Source organism: Streptomyces sp. NPDC001443, assembly GCF_053597355.1.
In genome coordinates this window covers 1-26,140 of the sequence record NZ_JBSFIA010000046.1, presented here as the reverse complement: position 1 = coordinate 26,140, position 26,140 = coordinate 1, and the positions used below count along the sequence as shown (strand labels likewise).

Below are 26,140 nucleotides of genomic sequence, written 5' to 3'. Positions count from 1 at the left end.
GGCACCCTCGGCCCGTCCGGCGCCCGCCCCGCGCGGTCTCAGTCCAGTACCGGCAGCAGCTCCGGCAGATGTCCGTCCGACGCCCGCGCCGCCCGCTGCCGCTCCTGCGGCACCTCGCCGTACAGCGTGGTGCGCGGCCTCGCCGGCCGGCCGGCCGCCTCCGCCACCGCGACCAGGTCCTTGACCGACTTGTAGGAGCCGTACGACGAGCCCGCCATCCGCGAGATCGTCTCCTCCATCAGCGTGCCGCCCAGGTCGTTCGCCCCGGAGCGGAGCATCTCCGCCGCACCCTCCGTGCCCAGCTTCACCCAGCTGGTCTGGATGTTCGGGATGTACGGGTGCAGCAGCAGCCGCGCCATCGCCGTCACCGCGCGGTTGTCCCGGGTCGAGGGGCCGGGACGCGCGATGCCCGCCAGGTAGACCGGCGCGTTGGTGTGGATGAACGGCAGCGTCACGAACTCCGTGAAACCGCCCGTCCGCTGCTGGATCCCCGCCAGCGTGCGCAGATGGCCCAGCCAGTGGCGGGGCTGGTCCACATGTCCGTACATCATCGTCGAGGACGAGCGGATGCCCAGCTCGTGCGCCGTGGTCACCACCTCGATCCAGGTCGCGGCCGGCAGCTTGCCCTTGGTCAGCACCCAGCGGACCTCGTCGTCGAGGATCTCCGCCGCCGTCCCCGGGATCGAGTCCAGCCCGGCCTCCTTCGCCGCCGTCAGCCACTCGCGGATCGACAGGCCGGTCCGGGTCGCGCCGTTGACGACCTCCATGGGCGAGAAGGCGTGCACGTGCATGCCGGGGACGCGTTCCTTGACCGCCCGCGCGATGTCGAAGTACGCCGTGCCGGGCAGGTCCGGGTGGATGCCGCCCTGCATGCAGACCTCCACCGCGCCCACCTCCCACGCCTGCTGGGCGCGGTCGGCGACCTGGTCCAGGGAGAGCGTGTAGGCGTCCGCGTCGGTGCGGCGCTGAGCGAAGGCGCAGAAGCGGCAGCCGGTGTAGCAGACGTTGGTGAAGTTGATGTTGCGGGTGACGATGTACGTGACCTCGTCGCCGACCGCGGATCTGCGGACGTCGTCCGCGACCGCGCACAGCGCGTCCAGCGCCGGGCCGTCCGCGTGCAGCAGGGCCAGCGCCTCGTCGTCGGTCAGCTTCGTCGGGTCGTCGGCCGCCGTCGCCAGGGCCGCGCGGACGTCCGTGTCGATGCGCTCCGGCGCCATGCCGGGCGCGGCCGCCTCGCGCAGGGCGCCCCAGTCGCCGTACACCTCGTCGAAGTCGTCGCGCCGGTCGGACGTACGGCCGTCGGTGTCGATGGTGCGGTGCAGGTCGGTGCGGCCGGTGGCGGTGAACGCCTCCTCCGGCTCCTGCCACGGCCTGCCCTCGACCACCGCGTCCGGCAGGGCCAGGCCGGTCTCCGGGTCCGCGAGCGCCCGTACGTGCGGCAGCAGCCGCGGGTCCAGCCAGGGTTCGCCGCGGCGGACGAACTCCGGGTAGACGCAGAGGCGTTCGCGCAGTTCGAAGCCCGCCGCCGCGGAACGCGCCGCGAGTTCCTCGATCTGCGGCCAGGGGCGCTCGGGGTTGACGTGGTCGATGGTGAGCGGGGAGACCCCGCCCCAGTCGTCGATGCCGGCGCCGATGAGCCGCTCGTACTCCGAGTCCACGAGGTTGGGCGGGGCCTGGAGACAGGCGGAGGGGCCCATGATGAGCCGGGCCACGGCCACGGTGGCGACGAGCTCGTCCAGTTCGGCGTCCGGCATGCCGCGCATCGCCGTGTCCGGCTTGGCGCGGAAGTTCTGGATGATCAGTTCCTGGATGCCGTGGTAGGCGCGGGCGGTGCGGCGCAGCGCGAACAGGGAGTCCGCGCGCTCCTCGTAGGTCTCGCCGATCCCGATCAGGATGCCGGACGTGAACGGGACCGAGGAGCGCCCCGCGTCCTGGAGGACCCTCAGCCGGACGGCCGGCTCCTTGTCCGGGGAGCCGTGGTGCGGGCCGCCGGGCTCGGACCACAGCCGGGTGGCGGTGGTCTCCAGCATCATGCCCATGCTGGGCGCGACCGGCTTCAGGCGCTGGAAGTCCGTCCACGTCACGACGCCCGGGTTGAGGTGCGGGAGCAGGCCCGTCTCCTCCAGGATGCGGACGGAGATCGCCCGGACGTAGGCGATGGTGTCGTCGTAGCCGTGCGCGTCGAGCCATTCGCGGGCCTCGGGCCAGCGGTCCTCGGGCTTGTCGCCGAGGGTGATGAGGGCTTCCTTGCAGCCGAGCGCGGCGCCCTTGCGGGCGATGTCGAGGACCTCGTCGGGCGACATGAACATCCCGTGCCCGGCGCGGCGCAGCTTGCCCGGGACGGTGACGAAGGTGCAGTAGTGGCACTTGTCCCGGCACAGCCGGGTGAGCGGGATGAAGACGCTCTTGGAGTAGGTGATGACGCCGGGGCGGCCGGCCGCCTCGAGGCCCGCGTCCCGCACCCGGGCGGCGGACGCGGCGAGGTCGTCGAGGGCCTCGCCGCGGGCCTGGAGCAGCACCGCCGCCTCGCCGGCGTCGAGGGCGACGCCGTCCCGGGCACGTCTGAGGGCGCGACGCATGGAGTTCTCGGTGGGGCCGGCGGGGCCGGTTCCGGAGGTCGCGGGAGTCGTCATCCTTCGAGCATACGATCGCGCTGATCAGGTCTGACGAGTCATGTCCGAAACGCTCCGCACCACGGGCGGTGACACGACGTCACCTCGGACGGCCCTTCCGGCCAGGCGTCCCGGGTGCGCTTCCGGCCGGCCGTCCCGCGTTCGCTCCCGGCCGTCCCGCGTGGGCGTCGGACCGGGCGCTCCGCACGGCCTGTCCCTCTCCGAAAGCCCGCGCTCCCCTTCCCTTGCACGGGAGTTCACGTCCGGGCAGAAAGCTGGCGGACACCACCCCGCACCACCTCCGCACCACCCGTGCCATGTCATCGACGACACCTGGGGAGCCGCAGCATGTGCGAGGAACACGCCGGAATCGCAAGACGCGCCCTGTTCGTGACGGGAGCGGCCGCCGCCCTTACGTTGGGAAGCGTGAGCTTCGCCGCGGCGGACGGCCGGGACCAGGAGACGAGGACGGTGCGCGGCACGCTGCCCACCGGCTCGCCGGACTTCGTGTACGTCCCGCTCGAAGTGCCCGCCGGAGTGCGGGAGCTCAAGGTCGCGTACAGCTACGACAAGCCGTCCGTCCCGGCCGGCACCGCGGGCAACGCCCTGGACATCGGCGTCTTCGACGAGCACGGCACCGAGCTCGGCGGCCGGGGCTTTCGCGGCTGGTCGGGCGGGGCGCGCTCGGAGTTCTTCGTCCGGGCGGACGACGCGACGCCCGGCTACCTCCCGGGTCCGGTGCGCGAGGGCACCTGGCACATCGCCCTCGGCCCCTACACGGTGGCGCCGCAGGGACTGAACTACGAGATCACCGTCACGCTGACGTACGGGGAGCCGGGCGTCACGCCGGAGCCGGTCCACCCGCCCGCCCGGGCCAAGGGGCGGGGGCGGGCCTGGTACCGGGGCGACTGCCATCTGCACTCCTGGCACTCCGACGGCCGCCGCACCCCGGCGGAGATCGCGGCGCTGGCGCGCGCGGCGGGCCTGGACTTCATCAACTCCTCCGACCACAACACCCACTCGGCGCACGCGCACTGGGCGGACGCGGCCGGCGACGACCTGCTGGTCATGCTGGGCGAGGAGGTCACCACGCGCAACGGCCACGTCCTGGCGCTCGGCACGGAACCCGGGACCTTCGTCGACTGGCGCTACCGGGCCCGCGACAACCGCTTCGGCCGGTTCGCCCGCCGGATCCGCGGTGCGGGGGGCCTGGTCGTCCCCGCCCACCCGCACGCCACCTGTGTCGGCTGCGGCTGGAAGTTCGGCTTCGGGGACGCGGACGCGGTGGAGGTGTGGAACGGTCCGTACACCCCGGACGACGAGGTGACGCTGGCCGACTGGGACAACATGCTCGTCGCGTCGGTGCGGGAGGGCGGCCGGGGCTGGATCCCGGCGATGGGCAACAGCGACGCCCACCGGGACCCGGACGTGGTGGGCTCCCCGCAGACGGTGGTGCTGGCCGACGACCTGACCCGGGAGGCGGTCCAGGAGGGCATCCGGGCGGGCCGCTCCTACGTGGCCGAGTCGAACCGGCTCTCGCTGTCCTTCACGGCGACCGGGCCCCGGGGCGAGCACGCGGGCATCGGCGGCCGCCTGGCGGTGTCCCGGGACGCCCCGGTCTCGGTCCGGCTGGAGGTGACCGGCGCCCCGCGCTGCACGGTCCGCCTCGTCACCGACCAGGGGGTCCTGTTCACCGCCGACCCGCTGCCGGTGTCCGGCACGGGCACGGTCGAGTGGGCCACGACACCGCAGTACGCGACCTACGTACGGGCGGAACTGCGGCACGAGGCGGCGGGGCCGCTGCCCGGGGCGCTGGCGGCGTTCACCAACCCGATCTTCCTGGGCCGCTAGCCCGCCTGGGCCACCTGCTCCTGGACAGGTCCCAGGGCCAGGTCCGCGACGACCGCCGCGTGGTCCGAGGGCCACATCCCGTCGACCGGCCCGTCCCCGGCCCGCCGTACGGCCTTCACATGGCCGAGGCCGTCGGGGCCGGGCGGGCCGACGTGGACGTAGTCGATGCGCACGGGCGGGCTCTGGGGGCCGACGAAGCCGTTGGCCGGGTCCCAGGTGGCCCAGGGGGCCGCCGGGTCGGCGTACTCCCAGGCGTCGAGGAAGACCTGTCCGGGGGCGGCCGGAGCCGTCTTGCAGCCCCCGAACCGCCGGATCTCGTCGGAGTCCGGCCAGGCGTTGAAGTCACCCGTCACGACCGGCGGGAAGTCGGTGCCGTCCCGGTGCGCGGCGACGAACTCCGCGAGCGCGGTGACCTGCTCGACCCGTACGGCCGAGGCGTCGATGGCCGAGGTGAGATGGACGGTGAAGAAGGGCACCTCGTGGGCGGGGGTGGCGATCCGGGTGTGCAGGGCGAGCCGTCCGTCGTACAGGTCGTCGGGGGCCGGCAGCCGCAGCACCTCCTGGGCCACGATCGGCCAGCGGCTGAGCACGGCGTTGCCGATCTCGACCGTCGGGTCGCCTATCCGCCGCTGCCAGCGGTCCGAGGCGTCGGACGGGGCCCAGGCCCAGTGCATCCCGAGGTCGGCCGCCAGCCACTGCGCGAGGTTCTCACCGCCGCACTCCCACACCTCCTGGAGTCCGACGACATCGGGCCGCAGCTCTCTGAGCACGGCCAGGATCGCCTTCTGCCGCTCCTGCCAGGGGCCGAACCGCCACCAGAGGTTCCAGGTCACGACCCGCATCCGCAGTCACCAGCTCTCGTCGCGCGACATCGGGGACCATTGAAGCAACTCCCTTGTGCCACACACCAGACCTGACAGGAGCCTCACAGGCAATGTCCCGTCACACCGACCTCAGATTCCGCGCGACGACGGCCTTCCAGCGGCACGTCGCCAACCCGCTCGTGCGCCGGCTGCCGTTCCAGACGCTCCTGGAGACCACCGGCCGCGTCTCCGGCCTGCCCCGGCGCACCCCGCTCGGCGGCCGCCGGGTCGGCGACTCCTTCTGGCTGGTCTCGGAGTTCGGGGACCGCTCGCAGTACGTCCGCAACATCCAGGCGGACCCACGGGTGCGGGTGCGCATCCGGGGCCGCTGGCACGAGGGCACGGCGCATCTCCTGCCCGACGACGACCCGGTGGCCCGGCTGCGCACCCTGCCCCGCGGCAACAGCACGGCGGTACGCCTGCTGGGGACGCGGCTGCTGACGGTGCGGGTGGATCTGGGCGGGGGCCGGTCATGACGGAGGGTCCCGGTCACCCCGGCCAGACGATCGACTGGACCTCGCTGTAGGCGTGCAGGGCGTAGGAGCCGACGTCGCGGCCGACGCCGCTCCTGCGGAACCCGCCGAAGGGGGCCTCCATGTTGCGGCCGACGGTGTTGACGCCGACCCCGCCGGTGCGCAGTTGTCGTGCCACCCGGAAGGCGCGGGCCACGTCCGCGGACCAGACGTAGTCGATCAGCCCGTAGTCGCAGTCGTTGGCGAGGGCCACCCCCTCGTCCTCCTCGTCGAAGGGGATGACGACGACCACCGGGCCGAAGATCTCCTCGCGGGCCACCCGCAGGTCGTTGGTGCAGTCGGCGAGGAGCGTCGGGGCGACGTAGAACCCCCGCTCCAGGGGCGGGCGTTCGCCGCCCGCCACGACCACCGCGCCCTCCTTGCGGCCCAGTTCGACGTACGACTCGACCCGGTCGCGGTGCGCCGCCGAGATCACCGGCCCGACGACCGTGTCCGGCTCCCGCGGGTCGCCGACCTTCAACCGGCGCGCGTAGGCGGCCAGTCGGTCCACCAGACGCCCGTACACCCCGCGCTGGGCCAGCACCCGGGTCGGGGCCGTGCAGATCTGCCCGCTGTAGAAGGAGAAGGTGGTGCCGATGCCGGCCACCGCCGAGTCGAGGTCCGCGTCGTCGAGGACCAGCGCCGCGCCCTTGCCGCCCAGCTCCATCAGCTGGCGCTTCATGTGCCGCCCGCACACCTCGGCGATGCGCTGCCCGACCGCCGTGGAACCGGTGAAGCTGACCATGTCGACGTCCGGTGACTCCACGGCCGCCTCGCCGACCGCGACCGAGCGGCCGGAGACGACGTTCACGACCCCGCGCGGCACCCCCGCCTCCTCCAGCGCCCGCGCCATCCGGTAGACGGACAACGGGTCCTGCGGGGCCGGTTTGACCACCACCGTGTTGCCCATGGCCAGGGCGGGGGCGATCTTCCCGGCCGGGTTCGCCCAGGGGTTGTTGTACGAGGTGACGCAGGCGACCACCCCGACCGGCCGACGGGCGGCGAGCGCGCCCATGACCGCCGCCTTGCCCATCGGCCCGGCCTCGTTGATCTGCGGTTGCACCGGCCACTCGGCCGGCTCCACGCGCGCGTAGCGGCGGAAGCGGGCCGCGGCCACGCCCACCTGCATCGCCCGCGCGGTGGCCGTGGTGGCGCCGGTCTCCGCCCGCGCCAGCTCCGCGTACGGCACCAGCCGGGCGCGGACGATGTCCGCCGCACGGGCCAGGATCGCCGCCCGCTCCTCGGGCGCGGTGCGCGACCAGGGCCCGAACGCCTCACGGGCCGCCGCGCAGGCCGCGCGCACCTGCTCCGGCGAGGCCTCCGGCGCCGAGCCGACCGTGCCCTCGGTCGCCGGGTCGGTCACCTCGTAGCACCCGCCGTCCGGCTCCACCCAGGCGCCGCCGACGAACAGCTTGCCGCCGTCGCCCTCCTGCTTCCCGCCGTCGCTCACCTCGTGCCCACCGTCCGGGTGTCCCGTCCCGAGCGCAGGACGCGGCCCGGCACGGAGCCGGTCACCACGTCGTCCCGGATCACCGCGGTCCCGTTGACCCAGACCGCCCGCACCCCGATCGCCCGGGAGTCCAGCCGCGGGCTGTCTCCCGGCAGGTCGTGCACCAAGGTGGCCTTGCCCGCGTCGATCCGCTCCGGGTCGAAGAGCACCAGGTCCGCATGCCAGCCCTCCCGCACCCGGCCCCGCTCGCGCAGTCCGAACAGCCGCGCCGGGTCGTCGGTCAGCATCTTCACCGCCTGCTCCAGGCCCGCCAGCTTCCGGCCGCGCAGGCAGTCCCCGAGGAAGCGGGTGGTGTACGGGGCTCCGCACATGCGGTCCAGGTGCGCGCCCGCGTCGGAGCCGCCGAGCAGGACGTCCTCGTGCTGCCAGGTCTCGACCCGCAGGGCCCAGGAGGCGGGGTCGTTGTCGGTGGGCATGGGCCACAGGACGGTACGGAGCTCGTCGGCGGCGCAGATCTCCACCAGGCAGGTGAAGGGGTCCTGGCCGCGTTCGGCGGCGATGTCCCGCACCACCCGGCCGGTCAGGCCCTCGTTGGCCGGGCTGTAGGTGTCGCCGATGACGTACCGGCCGAAGTTCACCAGCCGCCGGAAGACCCCGGCCTCCGGGGAGTTCGCGCGCCGCACCAGCTCGGCCCGCACGCCGGGGTCCCCGAGCCGCGTGATCCGCTCGGGCACGGGCAGGCCCAGCACCGGGCCCCAGCCGGGGATCAGGTTCAGCGCGCAGAACGTGCCCAGCGACATGTTCATCGGCGTGAGGATCGGCATGGTCAGGGCGACCACCCGGCCGCCCGCCTTGCGGGCCCGCTCGCTCGCCGTGAGCTGCCGCGGCACCCGCTCCGGGACCGCCGCGTCGACGGTGAGGACGTTCCAGTTCAGGGGGCGCCCGGCGGCCGCGCTCAGCTCCACGAGCAGATCGATCTCGGCATCGCTGAACCGGTCCAGACAGCCCGCGACGATCGCCTCGATCTGGGTGCCCCCGTGCTCGCCGACGGCCTTGCTCAGGGCGAGCAGCTCGGCGGGCAGCGCGTGCCGCGACGCGACCGGCTTCCCGTCGCCGTCCGAGTGCGTGGTGGACTGGGTGGTCGAGAAGCCCCAGGCACCGGCGTCCATCGCCTCGTGGAAGATCCGCAGCATCGCGTCGAGCTGCTCGGCCGACGGCTGCCCGCCCACCGCGTCCGCCCCCATGACGTACCGCCGCAGCGCGCAGTGGCCGACCATGAAGCCCGCGTTGACGGCGATCCGGCCCTCCAGGGCGTCCAGGTACTCGCCGAAGGTGTGCCAGTTCCAGGGCGCCCCCTCCTCCAGGGCGACCAGGGACATGCCCTCGACCTTGGACATCATGCGGCGGGTGTAGTCGGCGTCCTCGGGGCGGCCCGGGTTCAGCGGCGCGAGCGTGAACCCGCAGTTCCCGGCCGCGACCGTGGTCACCCCGTGGTTGAGGGACGGGGTCGCGTACGGGTCCCAGAACAGCTGGGCGTCGTAGTGGGTGTGCGGATCGACGAACCCGGGAGCGAGGACGAGCCCGGTGGCGTCCTCGCCGGTCCGGGATTCCTCGGTGACAGCGCCGATGGCAGCGATACGACCGTCGCGAATACCGACGTCGGCGGCGAAGGCGGGCGCGCCGGTCCCGTCCACGACGGTCGCGCCCTTGATTACATGATCAAGCATGGGGCTCCCTTTCCGATGCGGGCACCCGCCCTGCCTGAAGGGGCGCGGGGCTGTGTCGATGTGCGGCTCCGCCGCGTGGGTGCGACCAGCCACAACGCACCCGCACCCCGCAACGGCGATTACGCGGCATCCCGGAACCGGGTCGTCCGATGAACAGGATCCGTGTCGATCTTCGGAACAACGTGCTCCCCGATCAGCCGGATCGTCTGCAACGTCTCCTCCTTCGGCACCCCCACCGGCAGCCCGAAGCTCAGCTGGTCCGCCCCCGCCTGCTCCCACCGCTTGCACTGCCGCAGCACCTCGTCGGGGTCGCCGCAGATCAGCAGCTCCTCCTCGATCAGCAGCTCCACGAACTCCGGCGTGTACTCCGGCAGCGTCTCCGGCCACACCGGGAACCCCTCGGGCCGAGGGAAGGTGTCGTGGTACCGGAACACCAGGGACGGCAGGTAGTGCAGCCCGCCGGACGCGGCGATCCGGATCGCCTCGTCGTGCGTGGGTGCGCAGATCGCCGTCGTCGTCACCATGACGTTGTCGTTGACGAAGTCCCCGACCGGCTCGGCGTTCACGATCGCGGTCTTGTACTGCTCGAGCACCCACTCCATGTCGGAGACCTTCTGGATGCTGAACCCCAGGACGCCCAGCCCCTTCTTCGCCGCCATGGCGTACGACGGCGGGGATCCGGCGGCGTACCACATCGCGGGGTGCGACTTGCCGTACGGCTTCGGCAGCACCTTGCGCGGCGGCAGCTGCCAGTGTTTGCCCTGGAAGCCGACGTACTCGTCCTGGAGCCACATCTTGGGGAACTCGGCGATGGTCTCCTCCCAGATCTCCTTGGTGTAGTTCATGTCGGTCACACCGGGGATGAACCCGAGGATCTCGTGGGAGCCGGCGCCGCGCCCGCTGCCGAACTCGAAGCGGTTGCCGGTGAGATGGTCGAGCATGGCGACCTTCTCGGCCACCTTCACCGGGTGGTTGACCTGGGCGAGCGGGTTGAAGATCCCGGAGCCGAGGTGGATCCGTTCGGTGGCGTGGGCGAGGTAGCCCAGATAGACGTCGTTGGCGGAGAGGTGGGAGTACTCGTCGAGGAAGTGGTGCTCGGAGGCCCAGGCGTACTTGAAGCCGGACCGGTCCGCCTGGATGACGTACTCGGTCTCCTCCATCAGTGCCTTGTGCTCGGCGAGCGGGTCGGTCTCGGCGCGCTTGCCGACGTATCCCTGTACAAAGAGCCCGAATTCCACGGCGGTCCACCGTCCCAATTTTCCTGACGCTCCGTCAGATACCGTTCGTTGGCCGACTCTCGCACCGGCCGCTTCCACCGTCAATAGCTGACGAGGCGTCAGATAACACTGACCCCGGCCAGCCAGCCCCCGTCGATCACGAACGGCTGTCCGGTGATGTACGAGGAGTCGTCCGAGGTCAGGAACAGCGCCAGCCGGGCCACCTCCTCGGCCCGCCCGATCCGCCCGAGCGGCACGAGCTTGCGGTACAGCTCGTCCAGGGCGCGGCTCGTCTCCGCCGGATCCGCGCCCGGGTCCAGCCGCGCCGGGTTGGACATCGCGGTGTCGATGGCGCCGGGGCAGATCGCGTTGACCCGGATCCCCCGGCCGGCGAGCTCCAGCGCGGCGACCCGGGTGAGTCCGAGCACGGCGTGCTTGGTCGCGGAGTACGTCCCCACCGCCGCCATCCCGGTCAGCGCGGTGTAGGACGCCGTGTTGACGATGGTCCCGCCGTCGGCCAGCTCCGGCGCCACCGTCTTCATGCCCAGGAAGCAGCCGACCTGGTTCACCTGCACGACCTGCATGAACTCGTCGAGGGGCGTGTCCACGAGGGCGTTGAAACGCAGGATGCCCGCGTTGTTCACCAGCCCGTCGAGGCGGCCGTACGCCTGCTTCGCGGCGGCGACGACGGCCTGCCACTCCTCCTCCACACCCACGTCGAGGTGGACGTAGCGCGCCCCTATCTCCTTGGCGAGCGCCTCGCCCAGGTCGTCCAGCACATCCGCCACGACCACGCTCGCGCCCTCCGCCACGAAGAGCCGCGCCTCCTGCTCGCCCTGTCCGCGGGCCGCCCCGGTGACGATGACGACCCGCCCGTCCAGCTTGCCCATGCCACGCACTCCTCAGGTCAGGTGGGGCGCGACCTCGGCCCCGAACGCCTGCATCTGGTCGACGAGTTCGGTCCGGCTCCGGCTGCGGAACCGCACCTGGATCTGGTGCACGCCCATCGCCGGGTAGGCCCGCAGCGACTCGGCGAGGGCGTCGGGGCCGCCGGTGAGGGTGCGGCGGCCGACCTCCCAGCCGGGCGTGCCGACGTACAGCGGCTCGGTGATCGCGCCGACGGTGAGCGGCTGTGCGATCCCGGCCTCCGCGCGCAGCCGCCGCAGCCGGTCGATCCGGGCCGGCAGCCGGTCCCTCGGGTCGCCCTGCGGCAGCCAGCCGTCGCCCTTGAGCGCGGCCCGGCGCACGGCCGCGGGCGACGAACCGCCGACCCACACCGGCACCCGCTCCTGTGCGGGCCGGGGGCGCTGGCCGAGTCCCTCGAAGTCGTGGAACTTCCCGTGGTGGGAGGGGAATTCGTCAGGCCCCAGGGCCGTCCGGAGCGCGTCGATCGCCTCGTCGAGCACCGCTCCGCGCTGCCCGAAGTCCACCCCGAGCGCCTCGAACTCCTCCCGTACGTGTCCGGCGCCGACCCCGAGGATCAGGCGGCCGCCCGAGAGGTGGTCGAGGGTCGCGTACTGCTTGGCGGTCAGCAGCGGGTGGCGCAGGCCGACGATCGCGACATGGCTGAGCAGCCGGACGCGGGTCGTGGCGGCGGCCAGGTAGGCGAGGGTGGCGACCGGGTCGTACCAGACCGTGCCCATCGCCGGGGCCAGCCGGCGCGGGACGGCGACGTGGTCGCAGGTCGCGAGGTAGGCGAAACCGGCGCCCTCGGCGGCGCGGGCGAGGGCGATCAGGTCCTCGGGCCCGGCGTCCGCCTCCCAGGGTTCGGCGTAGAGGGTGCTCTGGGACTGGACGGGCAACTGGATGCCGTACGCCAGGACCGCGTCCCCGTCCGGGGCCGCGCGGCCGCCCTGGGGCGTCATACGGCGCCGCCCGGACCCTGCCACAGCCCGGCGTCCGTCAGCCCCAGCAGCTCGATCGCGTTGCGCCGGACGATCCGCTCGACGACGTCCGCCGCCAGGTGCCCCATCTGCGCCTCGCCGACCTGCCTCGACTTCGGCCAGGTGGAGTCGGAGTGCGGGTAGTCCGTCTCGTACAGGACGTTCCCGACCCCGATCGCGTCCAGGTTCCTGAGCCCGAAGGCGTCGTCGAAGAAGCAGCCGTGGACGTGCTCGGCGAACAGCTCGGACGGCGGACGGTGGACCTTGTCGGCGACTCCGCCCCAGCCCCGGTTCTCCTCCCACACCACGTCGGCGCGTTCGAGGATGTAGGGGATCCAGCCGATCTGGCCCTCGGCGTACATCACCTTCAGGTTCGGGAAGCGCTCGAACTTGCCGCTCAGCAGCCAGTCGACCATCGAGAAGCAGCAGTTGGCGAAGGTGATGGTGGAGCCGACGGCGGGCGGGGCGTCGGCGGAGGTGGACGGCATCCGGCTGGAGGAGCCGATGTGCATCGCGACGACCGTGCCGGTCTCGTCGCAGGCCGCGAGGAACGGGTCCCAGTCGTCGGTGTGCACGGAGGGCAGGCCGAGGTGCGGGGGTATCTCGGAGAAGGCGACGGCCCGCACCCCGCGGGCGGCGTTGCGCCGTACCTCGGCGGCGGCGAGTTCGGCGTCCCACAGCGGGATGAGGGTGAGCGGGATCAGCCGGCCGCGCGCCTGCGGCCCGCACCACTCCTCCACCATCCAGTCGTTGTAGGCACGTACGCACAGCAGGCCCAGCTCGTGGTCCCGGGCCTCGGTGAAGGTCTGCCCGCAGAAACGCGGGAAGGTGGGGAAGCACAGCGCGGACTGGACGTGGTTGACGTCCATGTCGGCCAGGCGCTGAGGCACGTCGTACGAGCCGGGCCGCATCTGCTCGTAGGTGATCACCTCCAGCTTGATCTCGTCCCTGCTGTAGCCGACGGCGGTGTCCAGGCGGGTGAGCGGGCGGTGCAGGTCCTCGTAGATCCACCAGTCGCCGAGCGGCCCGTCGTCGCCGCGCTCGCCCATGACGGGCTTGAAGCGTCCGCCGAGGAAGGACATCTCCTTCAGCGGCGCGCGCACGATCCTCGGCCCGGTGTCCAGGAACTTCTTCGGGAGCCGGTCCTGCCAGACGTCGGCGGGCTCCACGGTGTGGTCGTCCACGGAGATGATCAGCGGAAACGTGCTGTCGTGGGTGTCCATGCCGCCCACGGTAGCGCTGATCTGACGACCCGTCAGCTATGTGGTACGGGGCCCGGTCACCCGCGATCGCGTGGAGAGGTTGTGAGGGTCGTGCGGGAACCCCCGCGCAAGGCGGTCGCGTCTCTGTGATCGGCGTCTCGCGCGGCTGACGCATCCACCATGAACAAGGCAAACTGGCCTGGTTGTTGAGGCTGCCTAGGGAGACCCCGATGGACGACGGCGTACCGCGCGTGCCGGAGCAGCGGCTACCCGGCTCCGCCGCACAACCGGCGGCGCTGCGCTTCGGTCTGCTCGGACCGGTGCGCGCCTGGCGCGGCGAGGAACCGCTCGCCACGGGCTCGCCCCAGCAGCGTGCGCTGCTGGCCGCCCTGCTGCTGCGGGAGGGCCGTACGGCGACGGCGGCCGAGCTGATCGACGCGCTGTGGGGCGAGGAACCGCCCTCGCAGGCGCTGGCGGCGGTACGGACGTACGCCTCCCGGCTGCGCAAGGCGCTCGACCCCGGCGTCCTGGCCAGCGAGTCCGGCGGCTACGCGATCCGCTCGCCGGGCGCGGGGACGCTCGACCTGGCGGTGGCACAGGACCTGGCGGCCCGGGCCGAGAAGGCACGGAGCGCCGGCGACCTGGGCCGGGCGCGCGAGACGCTGGACCGGGCGCTGGCCCTGTGGGACGGGGAGACGCTGGCGGGGGTGCCGGGTCCGTACGCGGAGGCGCAGCGGGTCCGCCTGGAGGAATGGCGGCTGCAGCTCCTCGAATCGCGGCTCGACATGGACCTGGAGCAGGGCTGCCACGCCGAGGCGGTCTCGGAACTGACCGCCCTGACCGCGGCCCACCCGCTGCGCGAGCGGCTGCGTGAGCTGCTGATGCTGGCGCTGTACCGCAGCGGGCGGCAGGCGGAGGCGCTGGCGGTGTACGCGGACACCCGTCGGCTGCTCGCCGAGGAGCTGGGCGTCGACCCCCGGCCCGGTCTGCGCGACCTCCAGCAGCGGATCCTGCAGGCCGATCCGGGCCTCGCCGAGCCGTCGGCCCCGATGGCGGACCCCGCCTCGGCGGCGGTGCGCCCCGCCCAGCTCCCTGCGACCGTGCCCGACTTCACCGGCCGCGCCTCCTTCGTCGCGGAGCTCGGCGAGGTGCTCGCCTCCGCCGAGGGCCGGGTGATGGCGGTGTCGGCGCTGGCCGGGATCGGCGGCGTCGGCAAGACGACGCTGGCCGTGCACGTGGCCCACCGGGCCCGGTCGGCCTTCCCGGACGGACAGCTCTACGTCGACCTCCAGGGCGCGGGACCCCGGGCGGCGGAACCCGAGACGGTCCTGGGCTCCTTCCTGCGGGCCCTGGGCACGGCCGACTCCGCGATACCGGACTCCCTGGAGGAACGCGCGGCGCTGTACCGCTCGGTCCTGGACGGCCGCCGGGTCCTGGTGCTGCTGGACAACGCCCGCGACGCGGCCCAGGTACGGCCCCTGCTGCCGGGCACGGAGGGCTGCGCGGCGCTGGTGACGTCCCGGGTGCGCATGGTGGACCTGGCCGGCGCGCACCTGGTCGACCTGGACGTCATGTCCCCCGACGAGGCGCTGTCGCTGTTCACGAAGATCGTGGGCGAGGAGCGGGTGACGGCGGAGCGCGAGGCCGCCCTGGACGTGGTCGCGGCCTGCGGCTTCCTGCCGCTGGCGATCCGCATCGCGGCCTCCCGCCTGGCGGCCCGCCGCACCTGGACGGTCTCCGTCCTGGCGGCCAAGCTGGCCGACGAGCGACGCCGCCTGGACGAGCTCCAGGCGGGCGACCTGGCGGTCAAGGCCACCTTCGAACTGGGTTACGGACAGTTGGAACCGGCCCAGGCGCGGGCGTTCCGGTTGCTGGGGCTGGCCGACGGGCCGGACATCTCGCTGGCCGCGGCGGCCGCGGTGCTGGACCTGCCCCCGCAGGACACGGAGGACCTGCTGGAGTCCCTGATCGACACGTCCCTGCTGGAGTCGGCGGCGCCGGGCCGCTACCGCTACCACGACCTGGTCCGGCTCTACGCGCGTGCGTGCGCCGAACGCGACGAACAGCCGCCCAGCGAAAGGGACGCGGCGATGTCTCGGCTGCTGGACTTCTACCTGGCGACGGCAACCCGGGTCTACGCGATCGAACGGCCGGGGGACCGGACGGTAAACCATCTGGAATCGACCGAGTACGCCGGGCAGGAGTTCAGCGACGACACGAAAGCGCTGGACTGGCTGCACGCCGAGGCTGCCTGCATCCTCGCCTGCGTCCAGCAGTCCCTCGCCCCACGCACCCTGCACCGCGCGGTCGACCTGCTGCTCGCCGCCAAGGACCTGGCGGAATCCGGAGCAAGCTCCCTGCGCTACGAGGCCGCGACCCTCGCGGCCCGGGACACCGCGGCCGCGCTGGGCGACGCGCACGCGGAAGGGCGCGCACGCACCACGCTGGCCCAGGTCCTCAGCCGGGCCGGGCGCTTCGACGAGGCCGGTGTCGAGTCGGAGGCGGCCATCGAGCTCGGGCGCCGGACCGGCGACCCCTGGACGAACGGCAACGCCCACAACGAACAGGGGATCATCGCCAACTGCCTCAACCGGCGCAGCCTCAGCGAGGCGCATCTCCTGGAGGCGATCGACGCCTTCCGGGCCGACGGCAACCGGCCGGGCGAGGCCAGCGCACTGTGCAACCTCTCCCGGGTGCTCGTCTCCCTGGAACGCGTCTCCACCGCCATCGACCTGGTCCGCGAGGGCATCGCCATCTACGACGAACTCGGGCTCACGTTCCGTCTCGCCAACGCGCGGTACGCCCTCGGGATAGCCCTCGGCCATGCGGGACGGCAGGACGAGGCACTGACCGAACTCACCCAGTCGCTGGAGATGTTCGTGGTGAACCGCCAGCGCCTGTGGGAGGGGACCACGTACTTCCGGATCGCGCAGGTCCATCTCTCCGCCCGTCGCCCGGCCCAGGCCGCGCAGCTCGCGGAGCAGGCGCTGACGACCGGGTGCATCGGCGGGGAGTGGATGCGCGCCAACATCCTGACGCTGCTCGGGCGCTCCCTCCAGGGGCTGGGCCAGCTGGACCGGGCGCGCGCGTGCTGGCGCGAGGCGCTCACCATCCACGAAGGGGCGGGTGCGCCCGAAGCCGCCGAACTGCGCCACCTCCTGGCTCCGGCCGCGGTGGCCTGACACGGCCGAGCGGGGCGTTCATCGAACGTTTATGACCGGCTGTCAGTCTCAGGTCATCGATCCGCCGTCTCGGGGGAGGGGCGGATCGGGTGGATCACCCGGATAGGGTGAACGCCCTGGCGCGCCCGGTCGGCAACCCACGGGGGAGTTGCCGGGCGGGCACTGCCGATCAAGCACCATCACAGGGGAGTTCACAGACATGAGCGACACCGAGAAGGCCGAGATCGCCGAGGACATCACGACCCTCGACAGCCACATGCCGGTACCGCCCGCCGATGGCATCGTCACCACGATGGACAGCCACATGCCGGCACCGCCCGCCGAAGGCACCGTCACCACCATGGACAGCCACATGCCCGCCCCTCCGGCGCTGGACCTGGACGGCAAGTAGCAGAACCCGTCTCACGGGGGGATCGGCTGCGGCGGCGCGGAGGGGAAGCCGCCGCAGCCGAGGTACGTCCGGGGCCGAAGGATGATCCAAGCCGTTTTTCGGGGGTCATCCACAGGCGGCACGGTCAGCAGCCCCAGCGCCGGCTGGTCTCCACGTCGGCTGAGCCGAGCCCTCCGGGCCGAAGGGTGGGCCCGCCGGATCCCGGCCGACTTCCCTTCCGCTCACCAGCACGCCGTTTCCGAACACCCTGCGTAATCACCAGCCCCTGTCGTACCCGTAGCCATGGCACGGTCCGCGGAGGGAGCAGGATGACCGCACAGCGCATCGAACCCGGCGGCCCGGTCGTCCCTCGACCCGAGCGGACGCCCGTCGCCCTGCGCGTCGCGCTCGCGCAAGTGGCCCCTCACCGACTGCCCGCCATGGAACGGCAGAAGGACGAGGCCATCGCCCTGGCGGCGCGGACCGGCAGCCTCGGACCGATCACCCAGTTCCTTGAGACATGGGCCGTCGCGATCGAGATCGCGAGGACCCCCTCGGCTGTCGCACGACTGCGCGCGGCGGAGTACACCGCGCAGAGCGTGGACCGGGACGACCCGGCCTGGCGCGACGCCATGGACGAGATCCACACCCTCCATGTCTGGGCCCGGGAGTCGCTCGCCCGTGACTGACTGGCGTTGGGAGTACGACCCGGACGAATCCCATGTCGTAGGCGGTGAGACGCCCGCGCAGCCTGCGTTCGTCGCGGAGGTCGAGAAGCGTGCCGACGAACTGGTCCGCGCGGCAGAGGCACTGCACCTCGACGGAACCGGCTATCAAGGCGCGGGCGAAGGCGTACAGACCGCATACGTTCCCGGCGGGATGTTCCTCTACTTGACCGTCCCCCGGCACGAGTGCGTCCACATCCTCCAGGTCACCGTCTGGCCCGCCTGACCACCTCCGGTCCGTCACCGCCCCCGCAGCTCCCCCTTCACCACCTTGCCGCTCGCGTTGCGGGGCAGGTGGGGGACGAATTCGACCGATCTCGGGACCTTGTAGTTCGCCATCTCGCGGCGGGACCAGGCGATCAGGTCGTCGGCCGTGAGGTGTGTGTCGGGGCGGCGGACCACGAAGGCCTTGCCTACCTCGCCCAGCCGGGTGTCCGGGACGCCGATCACCGCGACGTCCGCGATCTCGGGGTGCAGGCCCAGCAGTTGCTCGATCTCCGCCGGGTAGGCGTTGAAGCCGCCGACGACGAACATGTCCTTGAGGCGGTCGGTGATGCGCAGGTTGCCCGCCTCGTCCAGGACGCCCACGTCACCGGTGCGCAGCCAGCCGTCCGCCGTGAGGACCTCCGCGGTCGCGGCCTCGTCCTCGTAGTAGCCGCGCATCACGTTGAAGCCGCGGACCAGCACCTCGCCCGGCGCTCCCGGCCCCAGCGGCGTCCCCGCCCCGTCGGCGATCCGGACCTCCGTGCCGGGTATCGCCCGGCCCGACGTCGACGCGATCACCGACGGCTCGTCGCCGCGGCGGCACATGGTGACGATGCCGCTGGCCTCGGACAGCCCGTACGCGGTCAGGACCGTGTCCACGCCGAGCTCGCCCCGCAGCCGTTCCACCAGGCGCAGCGGCACCACCGCCGCGCCGGTCACCACGAGCCGCAGCGCGGACAGGTCGTGGGCGTCGCGGGAGGCGTGGTCCAGGAGGGACTGGTGCAGGGTCGGCGGGCCGGGGAGGACCGAGATCCGTTCCGCGGCGATGTTCGCCAGGACCGTGTCCACGTCGAACACCGGTTGGGGGACCATCGTCGCACCCCGGGTCAGGCAGGCGATCACGCCCGCCTTGTAGCCGAAGGTGTGGAAGAACGGGTTCACGATCAGATAGCGGTCGTCGCGGCGCAGGCCCGCCAGGTCGGCCCAGATCTCGTAGCCCCGAAGCGTCTGCGCGTGGGTGATCACCACGCCCTTGGAGCGGCCCGTGGTGCCGGAGGTGAAGACGATGTCGGAGGGCGTGACGGGGGTCACCGCGTCCGCCCTGGCCCGCACCTCGGCCGCCCCGACGCCCTCCCCGTCCGCCAGGAAGTCCTTCCAGGTGCGGAAGTCGGCCGGGGCGTCGTCCGCGAGCACCACCACCTGCCCCAGGGCGGGCAGCCCGCCCAGCGGCCCGGGACCCGGACCCGCCCCCGCCGCCCCGCGCAGCGACGCCACGTACGAGGTGCCCAGGAACGTCCCGGTGACGAACAGCAGCCGCGCGCCGCTGCGCCGCAGCACGTCCGCCGCCTCGGCACCCTTGAAGCGGGTGTTCAGCGGGACCAGGACCCCGCCCGCCGACACCGCGCCCAGCGCCGAGACGATCCAGTCGAGGGAGTTGGGGGCCCAGACGGCCACCCGGTCGCCGGCGCGGACGCCGTTCGCCACGCAAGCGGCCGCGGCCCGTTCGACGCGGGCGCCCAGTTCGGCGTACGAGATCCTCGTCCGGCCGTCGACCACCGCCTCGGTGTCCGCGTACCGTTCGGCCGCCGTGCGGACCAGGCCCGGGATGCTGCCCCACTCCACCTCGTCGTGCGTCACGACCGTCCTCCCCACCCGAGCCGCGTAGCTGACTACCCGTCAGATTAGTTGTAACCTGACGCTCTGTCAGCAGGTCGGTCCCGGTGCGGAGGTGCGTGCGGCATGACGGGAAGAGGCAGGCCGGGCGGGGCGGGGGCCGGGCTCAAGGACGCCACCGCGATCGTCGGGATCGGTGAGACCGCCTTCGCCAGACAGCTCCCGGAGGACGAGCGGACCCTCGCCTGCCGTGCGGTGCTCGCCGCCCTCGACGACGCCGGGATCGCCCCCGGCGAGGTCGACGCGCTCGCCTCCTACACCATGGAGGAGACCGACGAGGTGGAGCTGGCCAAGGCGGTCGGGTTCGGCGACCTCACCTTCTTCAGCAAGGTCGGCTTCGGCGGCGGGGGTTCGTGCGCCACCGTCGCCCACCTCGCCGCCGCGATCGCCTGCGGACAGGCGAGCGTCGGGGTGGCCTGGCGCTCGCGCAAACGCGGCTCCGGGCCCCGGCCCTGGCGGAACACGACCGTCCAGCTCCCCACCCCGGCCCAGTGGACCCGGCCCTTCGGGCTGCTGCGGCCCGTCGACGAGATAGCCATGCTGGCCCGCCGCTATCTGCACGAGTACGGGGCCGGCCGCGACCACCTCTTCAACGTCGCCCTCGCCTGCCGCAACCGGGCCAACCAGAACCCGGCCGCGATCATGTACGACCGCCCGCTCACCCGCGAGATGTACATGACCTCCCGGTGGATCAGCGAACCGCTCTGCCTCTACGACAACTGCCTGGAGACGGACGGCGCGCTGGCCTGCGTGGTCGTCTCGCGCGAGCGGGCCCGCGACTGCCGCCGCAAGCCCGTCTACGTCCACTCCGCCGCCCAGGGCCTGCCCGCCCAGCACCACGGCATGGTCAACTACTGGAACGACGACCCGCTCACCGGTCCCGCCTGGACCGCCGCCCGGCATCTGTGGAAGAACGCCGACCTCACCCCGCAGGACGTGGACGTCGCCCAGATCTACGACGCGTTCACCCCGCTCGTGCTGCTCTCCCTGGAGGGGTACGGCTTCTGCGGGCGCGGCGAGGGCGGGGCGTTCACGGAAGGCGGCGCCCTGGAGACCGGCGGGCGGCTGCCGCTGAACACCGGTGGCGGCGGGCTCAGCGAGGCGTACGTGCACGGCTTCAACCTGATCAACGAGGGCGTCAAGCAGCTGCGCGGCACCAGTACCGCACAGGTCCCGGGCGCCGCCACCTGCCTGGTCACCGCCGGCGAGGGAGTCCCCACGTCCGCGTTGCTGCTGAGGAGCTGACCGACATGCTGTCTCCCGTCATCGACCCCGACGGCGCCCCCTTCTGGCGCCACGCGGCCCAGGGCGAGCTGCGGGTCCAGGCCTGCGCCGACTGCGGCGAGCTCCGCTTCCCGCCCCGCCCCTGCTGCCCCCACTGCCAGTCCTTCGGCACGCTCTGGCGCGAGGTCCCGGGACGCGGGCGGATCTGGTCCTACGTCGTCGCCCATCCGCCGCTGCTGCCCGGCTACGCCGAGCAGGCGCCGTACAACGTCGTCCTCGTCGAACTGGCCGACGCCCCCCGGATCCGGCTGGTCGGCAACCTGGTCGCCCGGGCGGGCGCGCCGCTGGACTCCCTCCCCGCCGACCGGGTCCGCATCGGCGCACGGGTACAGGTCGTCTTCCGCGACGACGGGCTTCCGCAGTGGGTCCTGGAGCGGCCGTGAGCGGGGTGCGGGTCGGCGCGGACAAGGACACCGGCGTCGCCGTCGTCACCCTCGACCGGCCCGACCGGCTGAACGCCGTCGACCTCGGCATGGCCGCCGGACTCGCCGCCGTGTGGCAGGAGTTCCGGTACGACGACACCGTACGGGCGATCGTGCTCACCGGGGCCGGCGAGCGGGCGTTCTGCACGGGGCTGGACCGGGACGCGGTCGTGCCGCAGCCCGGGTCGCCGTACATGCAGGACGATCCGCTGCTGCGGATCGGGCCGAAGGCCAACGACCTGTGGAAGCCGGTCGTCGCCGCGGTGCGCGGGATGGCCTGCGGCGGGGCCTTCTACCTGCTCGGGGAGAGCGAGTTCGTGGTCGCCGACACGACCGCCGCGTTCTTCGACCCGCACACCGCGTACGGCATGGTCAGCGCCTACGAGTCCGTCCTCATGGCACAGCGGATGCCGTACGGGGAGGTCGCCCGGATGGCGCTGATGGGGAACGCCGAACGGATCGGGGCGCGACGGGCGTACGAGATCGGGCTGGTCAGCGAACTCACCCCGCCGGGGCAGGCGTTGGCGGCGGCCGTGCGCTGCGCGGGCGTCATCGCCGGGTTCCCGACGGAGGGGGTGCAGGGGACGGTGCGGGCGCTGTGGGCGGCCAAGGAGGCCGCCCGGACGCAGGGGTTCGCCCAGGCGCCGCACCTGATCGCGCTCGGGAACCTGCCGGCCGAGCGGCAGAAGGGGCTGTTCCGGGCCCGGCGGCGCACGCACCGGACCCGCTGAGCACCCGAGCCGTCGGAGCCACCGCCGTCGCCCGAGCCACCGAAGCCGGCGCCCGGGCCCGGTCCGGCGCGGCCCGCCCGGGGTGGGCGGTGCCGGACCGGGTCAGCTCGTGCGGGCCGTGCCCGTGCCCTTCTCCGCGTCCAGCGCGTACACGCAGCGGTCCTTGCTGCACGCGTACACCACGCCGTCCTTCACCACCGGCGAGCCGGTGATCTCGCCGCCCGTGGCGAGCTTCCAGCGCAGCCGGCCGTCGTCGGCCTTCAGGGTGTAGAGCAGGTGGTCGGTGGAGCCGAAGTGGATACGGCCCTCGGCCACGGCGGGGGCGCCCACGATGTCGCCGCCCGCCTGGAAGCGCCACTTGGGCGTGCCGGTGACCGCGTCCAGGGTGTAGAGGCCCTTGCCGCTGCCGACGTGGACATGGCCCGCGGCCACCAGGACCGGATCGATCGAGGACCGGGCCTCGGTGGCGATGCGCCAGCGGTCGCGGCCGTCGGTGGCGTCGAGCGCGTAGACCGTGCCGAGGTAGTCGGCCAGGTACACCCCGCCGCCGGTGACCGCGGGGCCGGGCACGAAGGCGGGCGGCGAGAGGAACGCGGCCGGGGCCTCGAAGTGCCAGCGCACCCTTCCGGTGGCCACCTCGACGGCCAGCACCCGGGTGCCGGCGCAGAGGTACACATGGCCGTCGGGGGCGGGGGCGAGGCGCACCGGCACTCCGCCGCAGGAGGCGGCGTCGCCGATCGGGTACGACCAGCGCTCCTCGCCGGTGCGCGCGTCCAGGGCGCGCAGCCGGGCGTCCTGCCAGACGTACACCGTGCCGTCGTGCAGCGCGGGGCCCGCCTCCGGCGACTCGAAGTCGCTCTGGCAGCCGTTGATCTCCCACAGCCGCTGTCCGGTGGAGGCCTCCCAGGCCTGCACCCCGCCGCCGCGCGTGCCGGTGACGACCGTGCCCCGCTCGGCCTTCAGGGAGTACACCCAGGCGTCCGTGGACAGCCGCCACAGGTCGCCGCCCTCGCGGGCGTCCAGGGCGAACAGGGTGGGGCCGTCGGAAGCGTGCACGCGGCCGTCGGCGACCGCCATCGACCAGGCCACGTCCCGGGTCTTGAAGCGGCGTCTGCCGGTCGCCACGTCCAGGGCGTGCACCTCGAAGGAGGTGACGTAGACCAGGTCGCCGGAGACCTCCGGGGTGCCCCACACGTCGTTGGACATGCGGAACCGCCAGGGGCGCCAGCCGGCCGCCTCCGGGGGCGCGGGCGGCGCGGGTACGACGAGGTCGGCGCCGTTGACGCCGGGGCGGGGTCTGGCCCAGGACGCGACCAGGCCGGCCTCCGGCGGGGGCGCCTTGACCGCGGCGGCACGGGCGTCGGCGACGCGCGGTCCGGGCCCGATCGGCACCGCGGCCCCGGCCAGCCGGACCGGACCGTTGTCGGGGGTGCCCACGGGGGCGGGGCCGGGCGGCAGCGCCGGGACGGCCGGGTCGCGCGAGGGCGGCGGCGGCACCGGGGCGCGGCCCGCGCTGCGGGGGCCGCTCACCGTCTGCTTCACCGGCGGGCGGCCGCCGCGCCGGGTCTCGATCAGGGTCACCGCCTTCTCGGGCAGCCAGGCGGACGCGGTGCCGCTGTCGTCGGAGCCGGAGCCGAAGAGGTGGGGGGCGAGCTGGGCCTGGAGGTCGGCCGGGTTGGGGCGGCCGGTGGCCTCCATCTGCATACAGGACTCGATGAGCGGACGCAGCTCGTCGGGGAGTCCTTCGAGGTCCGGGCCCTCGCGCAGCAGCATGAAGACCGTCTCGACCGGGTTCGCGCCGTGGAAGGGCGGATGTCCGGTGGCGGCGAAGACCAGCATCGAGCCCAGCGAGAACACGTCGCTGGCGCCGGTGACGCTGCGGGAGTCCTTCGCCTGCTCGGGGGACATGTAGGCGGGCGTGCCGACCGCCACGTTCGTCATCGTCAGACGGGTGTTCGAAACGCCGGAGGCGATGCCGAAGTCGATCACCCGGGGGCCGTCCTCGACCACGAGGACGTTCGAGGGCTTGAGGTCACGGTGGACCAGCCCGGCGCCGTGGATGGACTGGAGCGCCTCCGCGACGCCCGCGGCGAGCCAGCGCACCGCCTGGGCCGGGAGCGGCCCGCAGTCGTTCACTATCTCCTCGAGCGAGGGCGCGGGGACGTACGCGGTGGCCAGCCACGGCACCGCGGCGCGCGGATCGGCGTCCACGACCGCGGCCGTGTAGAAGCCGGAGACGGCCCGTGCCGCCTCCACCTCGCGGGTGAAGCGGACCCGGAAGAGCTGGTCCTCGGCGAGCTCGGTGCGGACCGTCTTGATCGCCACGCGCCGGCCGGACGCCGAGCGCGCGAGATAGACCAGCCCCATGCCGCCGGCACCCAGCCGTCCCAGCACCTCGAACGGCCCGATACGCCGCGGATCGTGCTGCGTCAGCTGATCCACCACTTGCCCTGCCACCTCCCCGTACGGGCCGCACCACCCACGTGTGCAGCGACCCCGTGCAGCGTCTCACCACCGCACCGCCGTGGCGGCACGCACCCTGATTCTTCCTGGCCCGGCCACAGGTTGCGAACCCGGGGACAATCGGGATGTCCGCCATGTTATTGGGGGATATCAGGGCAAACCTCAGGCGTTCAGCGTTCCAACAGCGCGAAGGACGCCCCCTGATTGTCGCTGACGACGGCCACCGTCCCGTACGAGGTGTCGAACGGTCCCGCCTGGACCCGGCCGCCGAGCCCCTGGACGGTGCCGGTGGCGGCCGCGCAGTCCTCGGCCCGGAAGTGGACGAGGAAGTGCGGCGGCATCTCGGCCGGGAAGACGTCGGCCACCGCGGCCCGGCCGAACTCGGGCTCGGCCCCGGTACCGAACAGGGCCTCGTGGAAGAGAGCGCCGTAGAAGGCGTTCGCGGCGGCGGTGTCGCGGGCGTAGAGCTGGACCCAGGCGAAGGTGCCGGGGGTGCCGCGGGTGCCGAAACCCGGGTAGGTGCCGGGCTGCCACAGACCGAAGACCGCGCCCTCGGGGTCGGCGGCGAGCGCGGCGACGCCCAGGTCACCGTCCGGCAGCGGCGCCCTGACGGCCTGCCCGCCGGCCTGCTCCACCCGCCCCAGCAGCGCCCGCACGTCCGGGGTCGAGAAGTGCACCGTCCACACCGTGGGCATCCGGCCGTCCGACTTGTGCGACAGCGCGGCGACGGGCTCGCCGTCCTTGCGGGCCCACACCGAGGAGCCGTACGCGTCCTCGTACGTCCACCCGAAGAGCTCGCCGTAGAACCGCTTGCCCGCCTCCACGTCGGGAAGCTGCGCGTCCACCCAGCAGGGAACACCCTCCCGGACGCCCCCTCCGTACCCCGGTGCCCAGTTTTCGGCCATACCGCCAAAGTAACCGGGCCGCACGCACCCCGCAGACCAGCACATCAGCCCCCATACCCTCGTGCACCCCATTTGCAGTCGGCCGAATCGCGCTCCGATCACCCCTCGGTAAGCTGACGGCATGACAGGACAAGTGCGTACCGTCGACGGCCGCGTGGCCGGTCGGCGTGGGCAGGCGACCCGGCAGAAGCTGCTCGACTGCCTCAGCGAGATGCTCAGCTCCTCCCCTTACCGGGACGTCAAAGTCATTGATGTCGCCCGGAAGGCGGGCACTTCGCCCGCCACCTTCTACCAGTACTTCCCGGACGTCGAAGGCGCCGTCCTGGAGATCGCCGAGCAAATGGCCGCCGAAGGCGCCGAGTTGGCCGAGCTGGTCGCCGGACGCTCCTGGGTCGGCAAGGCGGGCTGGCAGAGCTCGCAGGAACTCGTCGACGGTTTCCTGGAGTTCTGGCGCCGCAACGACGCGATCCTCAGGGTCGTCGACCTCGGGGCGGCCGAGGGGGACAAACGGTTCTACAAGCTCCGGATGAAGATCCTGAACTCGGTGAACAACTCCCTGTCCGACGCGGTCGCCGAGCTCCAGTCCAAGGGCAAGGTCGACAAGGACGTCAATCCGGCCGCGGTCGCCGGTTCGCTGGTCGCGATGCTCGCGGCGGTCGCCTCCCACCAGAAGGGCTTCACGTCCTGGGGCGTCAAGCAGGCCGAACTCAAGCCCAATCTCGCACTGTTGGTACACCTGGGCGTGACCGGCAAGAAGCCGACGAAATAGCCCCGGTCCCTTTTTCCGGTTTCCAGGTACCGAGTCCTGTCAGGCAGGCGACGGCCCACCCCGGGGGGGCGGGGCCGGGCGCGCGAGATCTGTA

At 72.9% G+C, this 26,140-nt stretch carries 21 protein-coding genes; 10 read left to right on the top strand and 11 right to left on the bottom strand.

From position 1 onward, the window contains the following. Positions 1 to 38: 38 nt before the first annotated feature. Entirely contained in the window at positions 39 to 2,633 is a 2,595-nt protein-coding gene (locus ACWC24_RS35080) for a bifunctional FO biosynthesis protein CofGH (protein WP_450666946.1), read from the bottom strand. A gap of 327 nt (positions 2,634 to 2,960) precedes the next feature. Here ACWC24_RS35080 and ACWC24_RS35075 point away from each other — a divergent pair, with 327 nt between their 5' ends. After that, the gene (locus tag ACWC24_RS35075) at positions 2,961 to 4,463 is read left to right on the top strand and encodes a CehA/McbA family metallohydrolase (RefSeq protein ID WP_450666945.1); all 1,503 of its coding nucleotides are present in this window, start codon (positions 2,961 to 2,963) and stop codon (positions 4,461 to 4,463) included. On the opposite strand, the gene ACWC24_RS35070 is transcribed toward ACWC24_RS35075, so the two are convergent. Further along, positions 4,460 to 5,305, bottom strand: a complete 846-nt coding sequence (locus ACWC24_RS35070) for an endonuclease/exonuclease/phosphatase family protein (protein ID WP_450666944.1) — start codon at positions 5,303 to 5,305, stop codon at positions 4,460 to 4,462. The genes ACWC24_RS35075 and ACWC24_RS35070 overlap by 4 nt on opposite strands. Positions 5,306 to 5,397: 92 nt before the next feature. Here ACWC24_RS35070 and ACWC24_RS35065 point away from each other — a divergent pair, with 92 nt between their 5' ends. Continuing rightward, the gene (locus ACWC24_RS35065) at positions 5,398 to 5,802 is read left to right on the top strand and encodes a nitroreductase/quinone reductase family protein (RefSeq protein ID WP_450666943.1); all 405 of its coding nucleotides are present in this window, start codon (positions 5,398 to 5,400) and stop codon (positions 5,800 to 5,802) included. 13 nt (positions 5,803 to 5,815) lie between these two features. On the opposite strand, the gene ACWC24_RS35060 is transcribed toward ACWC24_RS35065, so the two are convergent. The 6 genes from ACWC24_RS35060 to ACWC24_RS35035 form a co-directional block, all read right to left on the bottom strand. Then, the gene (locus ACWC24_RS35060) at positions 5,816 to 7,288 is read right to left on the bottom strand and encodes an aldehyde dehydrogenase family protein (protein ID WP_450666942.1); all 1,473 of its coding nucleotides are present in this window, start codon (positions 7,286 to 7,288) and stop codon (positions 5,816 to 5,818) included. Further along, the gene (locus tag ACWC24_RS35055) at positions 7,285 to 9,015 is read right to left on the bottom strand and encodes an N-acyl-D-amino-acid deacylase family protein (protein ID WP_450666941.1); all 1,731 of its coding nucleotides are present in this window, start codon (positions 9,013 to 9,015) and stop codon (positions 7,285 to 7,287) included. Before ACWC24_RS35055 ends, ACWC24_RS35060 begins: the two co-directional genes overlap by 4 nt. A 119-nt stretch (positions 9,016 to 9,134) precedes the next feature. Continuing rightward, the gene (locus ACWC24_RS35050) at positions 9,135 to 10,253 is read right to left on the bottom strand and encodes an LLM class flavin-dependent oxidoreductase (RefSeq protein ID WP_450666940.1); all 1,119 of its coding nucleotides are present in this window, start codon (positions 10,251 to 10,253) and stop codon (positions 9,135 to 9,137) included. Positions 10,254 to 10,351: 98 nt separating this feature from the next. Continuing rightward, complete coding sequence (locus tag ACWC24_RS35045) at positions 10,352 to 11,122, bottom strand: SDR family NAD(P)-dependent oxidoreductase (RefSeq protein WP_450666939.1); 771 nt, start codon at positions 11,120 to 11,122, stop codon at positions 10,352 to 10,354. 12 nt (positions 11,123 to 11,134) lie between these two features. After that, the gene (locus tag ACWC24_RS35040) at positions 11,135 to 12,097 is read right to left on the bottom strand and encodes a TIGR03619 family F420-dependent LLM class oxidoreductase (protein ID WP_450666938.1); all 963 of its coding nucleotides are present in this window, start codon (positions 12,095 to 12,097) and stop codon (positions 11,135 to 11,137) included. Then, on the bottom strand, positions 12,094 to 13,338 hold the full coding sequence (locus ACWC24_RS35035) for an amidohydrolase family protein (protein ID WP_450666937.1): 1,245 nt from the start codon (positions 13,336 to 13,338) through the stop codon (positions 12,094 to 12,096). Before ACWC24_RS35035 ends, ACWC24_RS35040 begins: the two co-directional genes overlap by 4 nt. Positions 13,339 to 13,547: 209 nt before the next feature. Here ACWC24_RS35035 and ACWC24_RS35030 point away from each other — a divergent pair, with 209 nt between their 5' ends. The 4 genes from ACWC24_RS35030 (at position 13,548) to ACWC24_RS35015 (ending at position 17,820) form a co-directional block, all read left to right on the top strand. Beyond that, a complete protein-coding gene (locus ACWC24_RS35030; protein WP_450666936.1) occupies positions 13,548 to 16,499 on the top strand; it encodes a BTAD domain-containing putative transcriptional regulator in 2,952 nt (983 codons plus the stop codon). Positions 16,500 to 16,698: 199 nt separating this feature from the next. After that, the gene (locus ACWC24_RS35025) at positions 16,699 to 16,890 is read left to right on the top strand and encodes a sigma-like protein (RefSeq protein WP_450666935.1); all 192 of its coding nucleotides are present in this window, start codon (positions 16,699 to 16,701) and stop codon (positions 16,888 to 16,890) included. A 308-nt stretch (positions 16,891 to 17,198) separates the two neighbouring features. Further along, positions 17,199 to 17,558: a DUF6247 family protein gene (locus ACWC24_RS35020; RefSeq protein ID WP_450666934.1), complete on the top strand. Its 360-nt coding sequence runs from the start codon at positions 17,199 to 17,201 to the stop codon at positions 17,556 to 17,558. Further along, positions 17,551 to 17,820 carry a hypothetical protein gene (locus ACWC24_RS35015; protein ID WP_450666933.1) on the top strand — a complete coding sequence of 90 codons (270 nt, stop codon included), beginning with the start codon at positions 17,551 to 17,553 and terminating at the stop codon, positions 17,818 to 17,820. The genes ACWC24_RS35020 and ACWC24_RS35015 overlap by 8 nt, the downstream gene beginning before the upstream one ends. Before the next feature lie 14 nt (positions 17,821 to 17,834). Here ACWC24_RS35015 and ACWC24_RS35010 read toward each other — a convergent pair whose 3' ends face one another. After that, entirely contained in the window at positions 17,835 to 19,421 is a 1,587-nt protein-coding gene (locus ACWC24_RS35010) for a FadD3 family acyl-CoA ligase (protein WP_450666991.1), read from the bottom strand. A 117-nt stretch (positions 19,422 to 19,538) separates the two neighbouring features. On the opposite strand from ACWC24_RS35010, the gene ACWC24_RS35005 reads away from it, so the two are divergent. The 3 genes from ACWC24_RS35005 to ACWC24_RS34995 are packed head-to-tail and all read left to right on the top strand — an operon-like array spanning position 19,539 to position 21,909. Further along, the gene (locus ACWC24_RS35005; RefSeq protein ID WP_450666932.1) at positions 19,539 to 20,717 is read left to right on the top strand and encodes a lipid-transfer protein; all 1,179 of its coding nucleotides are present in this window, start codon (positions 19,539 to 19,541) and stop codon (positions 20,715 to 20,717) included. Positions 20,718 to 20,722: 5 nt separating this feature from the next. Further along, entirely contained in the window at positions 20,723 to 21,139 is a 417-nt protein-coding gene (locus tag ACWC24_RS35000; RefSeq protein WP_450666931.1) for a Zn-ribbon domain-containing OB-fold protein, read from the top strand. After that, positions 21,136 to 21,909, top strand: coding sequence for an enoyl-CoA hydratase/isomerase family protein (locus ACWC24_RS34995; protein ID WP_450666930.1), 774 nt, complete (start codon positions 21,136 to 21,138; stop codon positions 21,907 to 21,909). The genes ACWC24_RS35000 and ACWC24_RS34995 overlap by 4 nt, the downstream gene beginning before the upstream one ends. Positions 21,910 to 22,011: 102 nt before the next feature. On the opposite strand, the gene ACWC24_RS34990 is transcribed toward ACWC24_RS34995, so the two are convergent. Together ACWC24_RS34990 and ACWC24_RS34985 are read right to left on the bottom strand one after the other, a co-directional pair. Beyond that, positions 22,012 to 24,354, bottom strand: a complete 2,343-nt coding sequence (locus tag ACWC24_RS34990; protein ID WP_450666929.1) for an outer membrane protein assembly factor BamB family protein — start codon at positions 24,352 to 24,354, stop codon at positions 22,012 to 22,014. A gap of 188 nt (positions 24,355 to 24,542) precedes the next feature. Continuing rightward, positions 24,543 to 25,277: a VOC family protein gene (locus ACWC24_RS34985; protein ID WP_450666928.1), complete on the bottom strand. Its 735-nt coding sequence runs from the start codon at positions 25,275 to 25,277 to the stop codon at positions 24,543 to 24,545. A 121-nt stretch (positions 25,278 to 25,398) separates the two neighbouring features. Between ACWC24_RS34985 and ACWC24_RS34980 the strand changes: the two genes are divergently transcribed. After that, positions 25,399 to 26,046 (top strand): TetR family transcriptional regulator, encoded by a 648-nt coding sequence (locus ACWC24_RS34980; protein ID WP_450666927.1) that lies wholly within the window; start codon positions 25,399 to 25,401, stop codon positions 26,044 to 26,046. Positions 26,047 to 26,140: the final 94 nt, after the last annotated feature.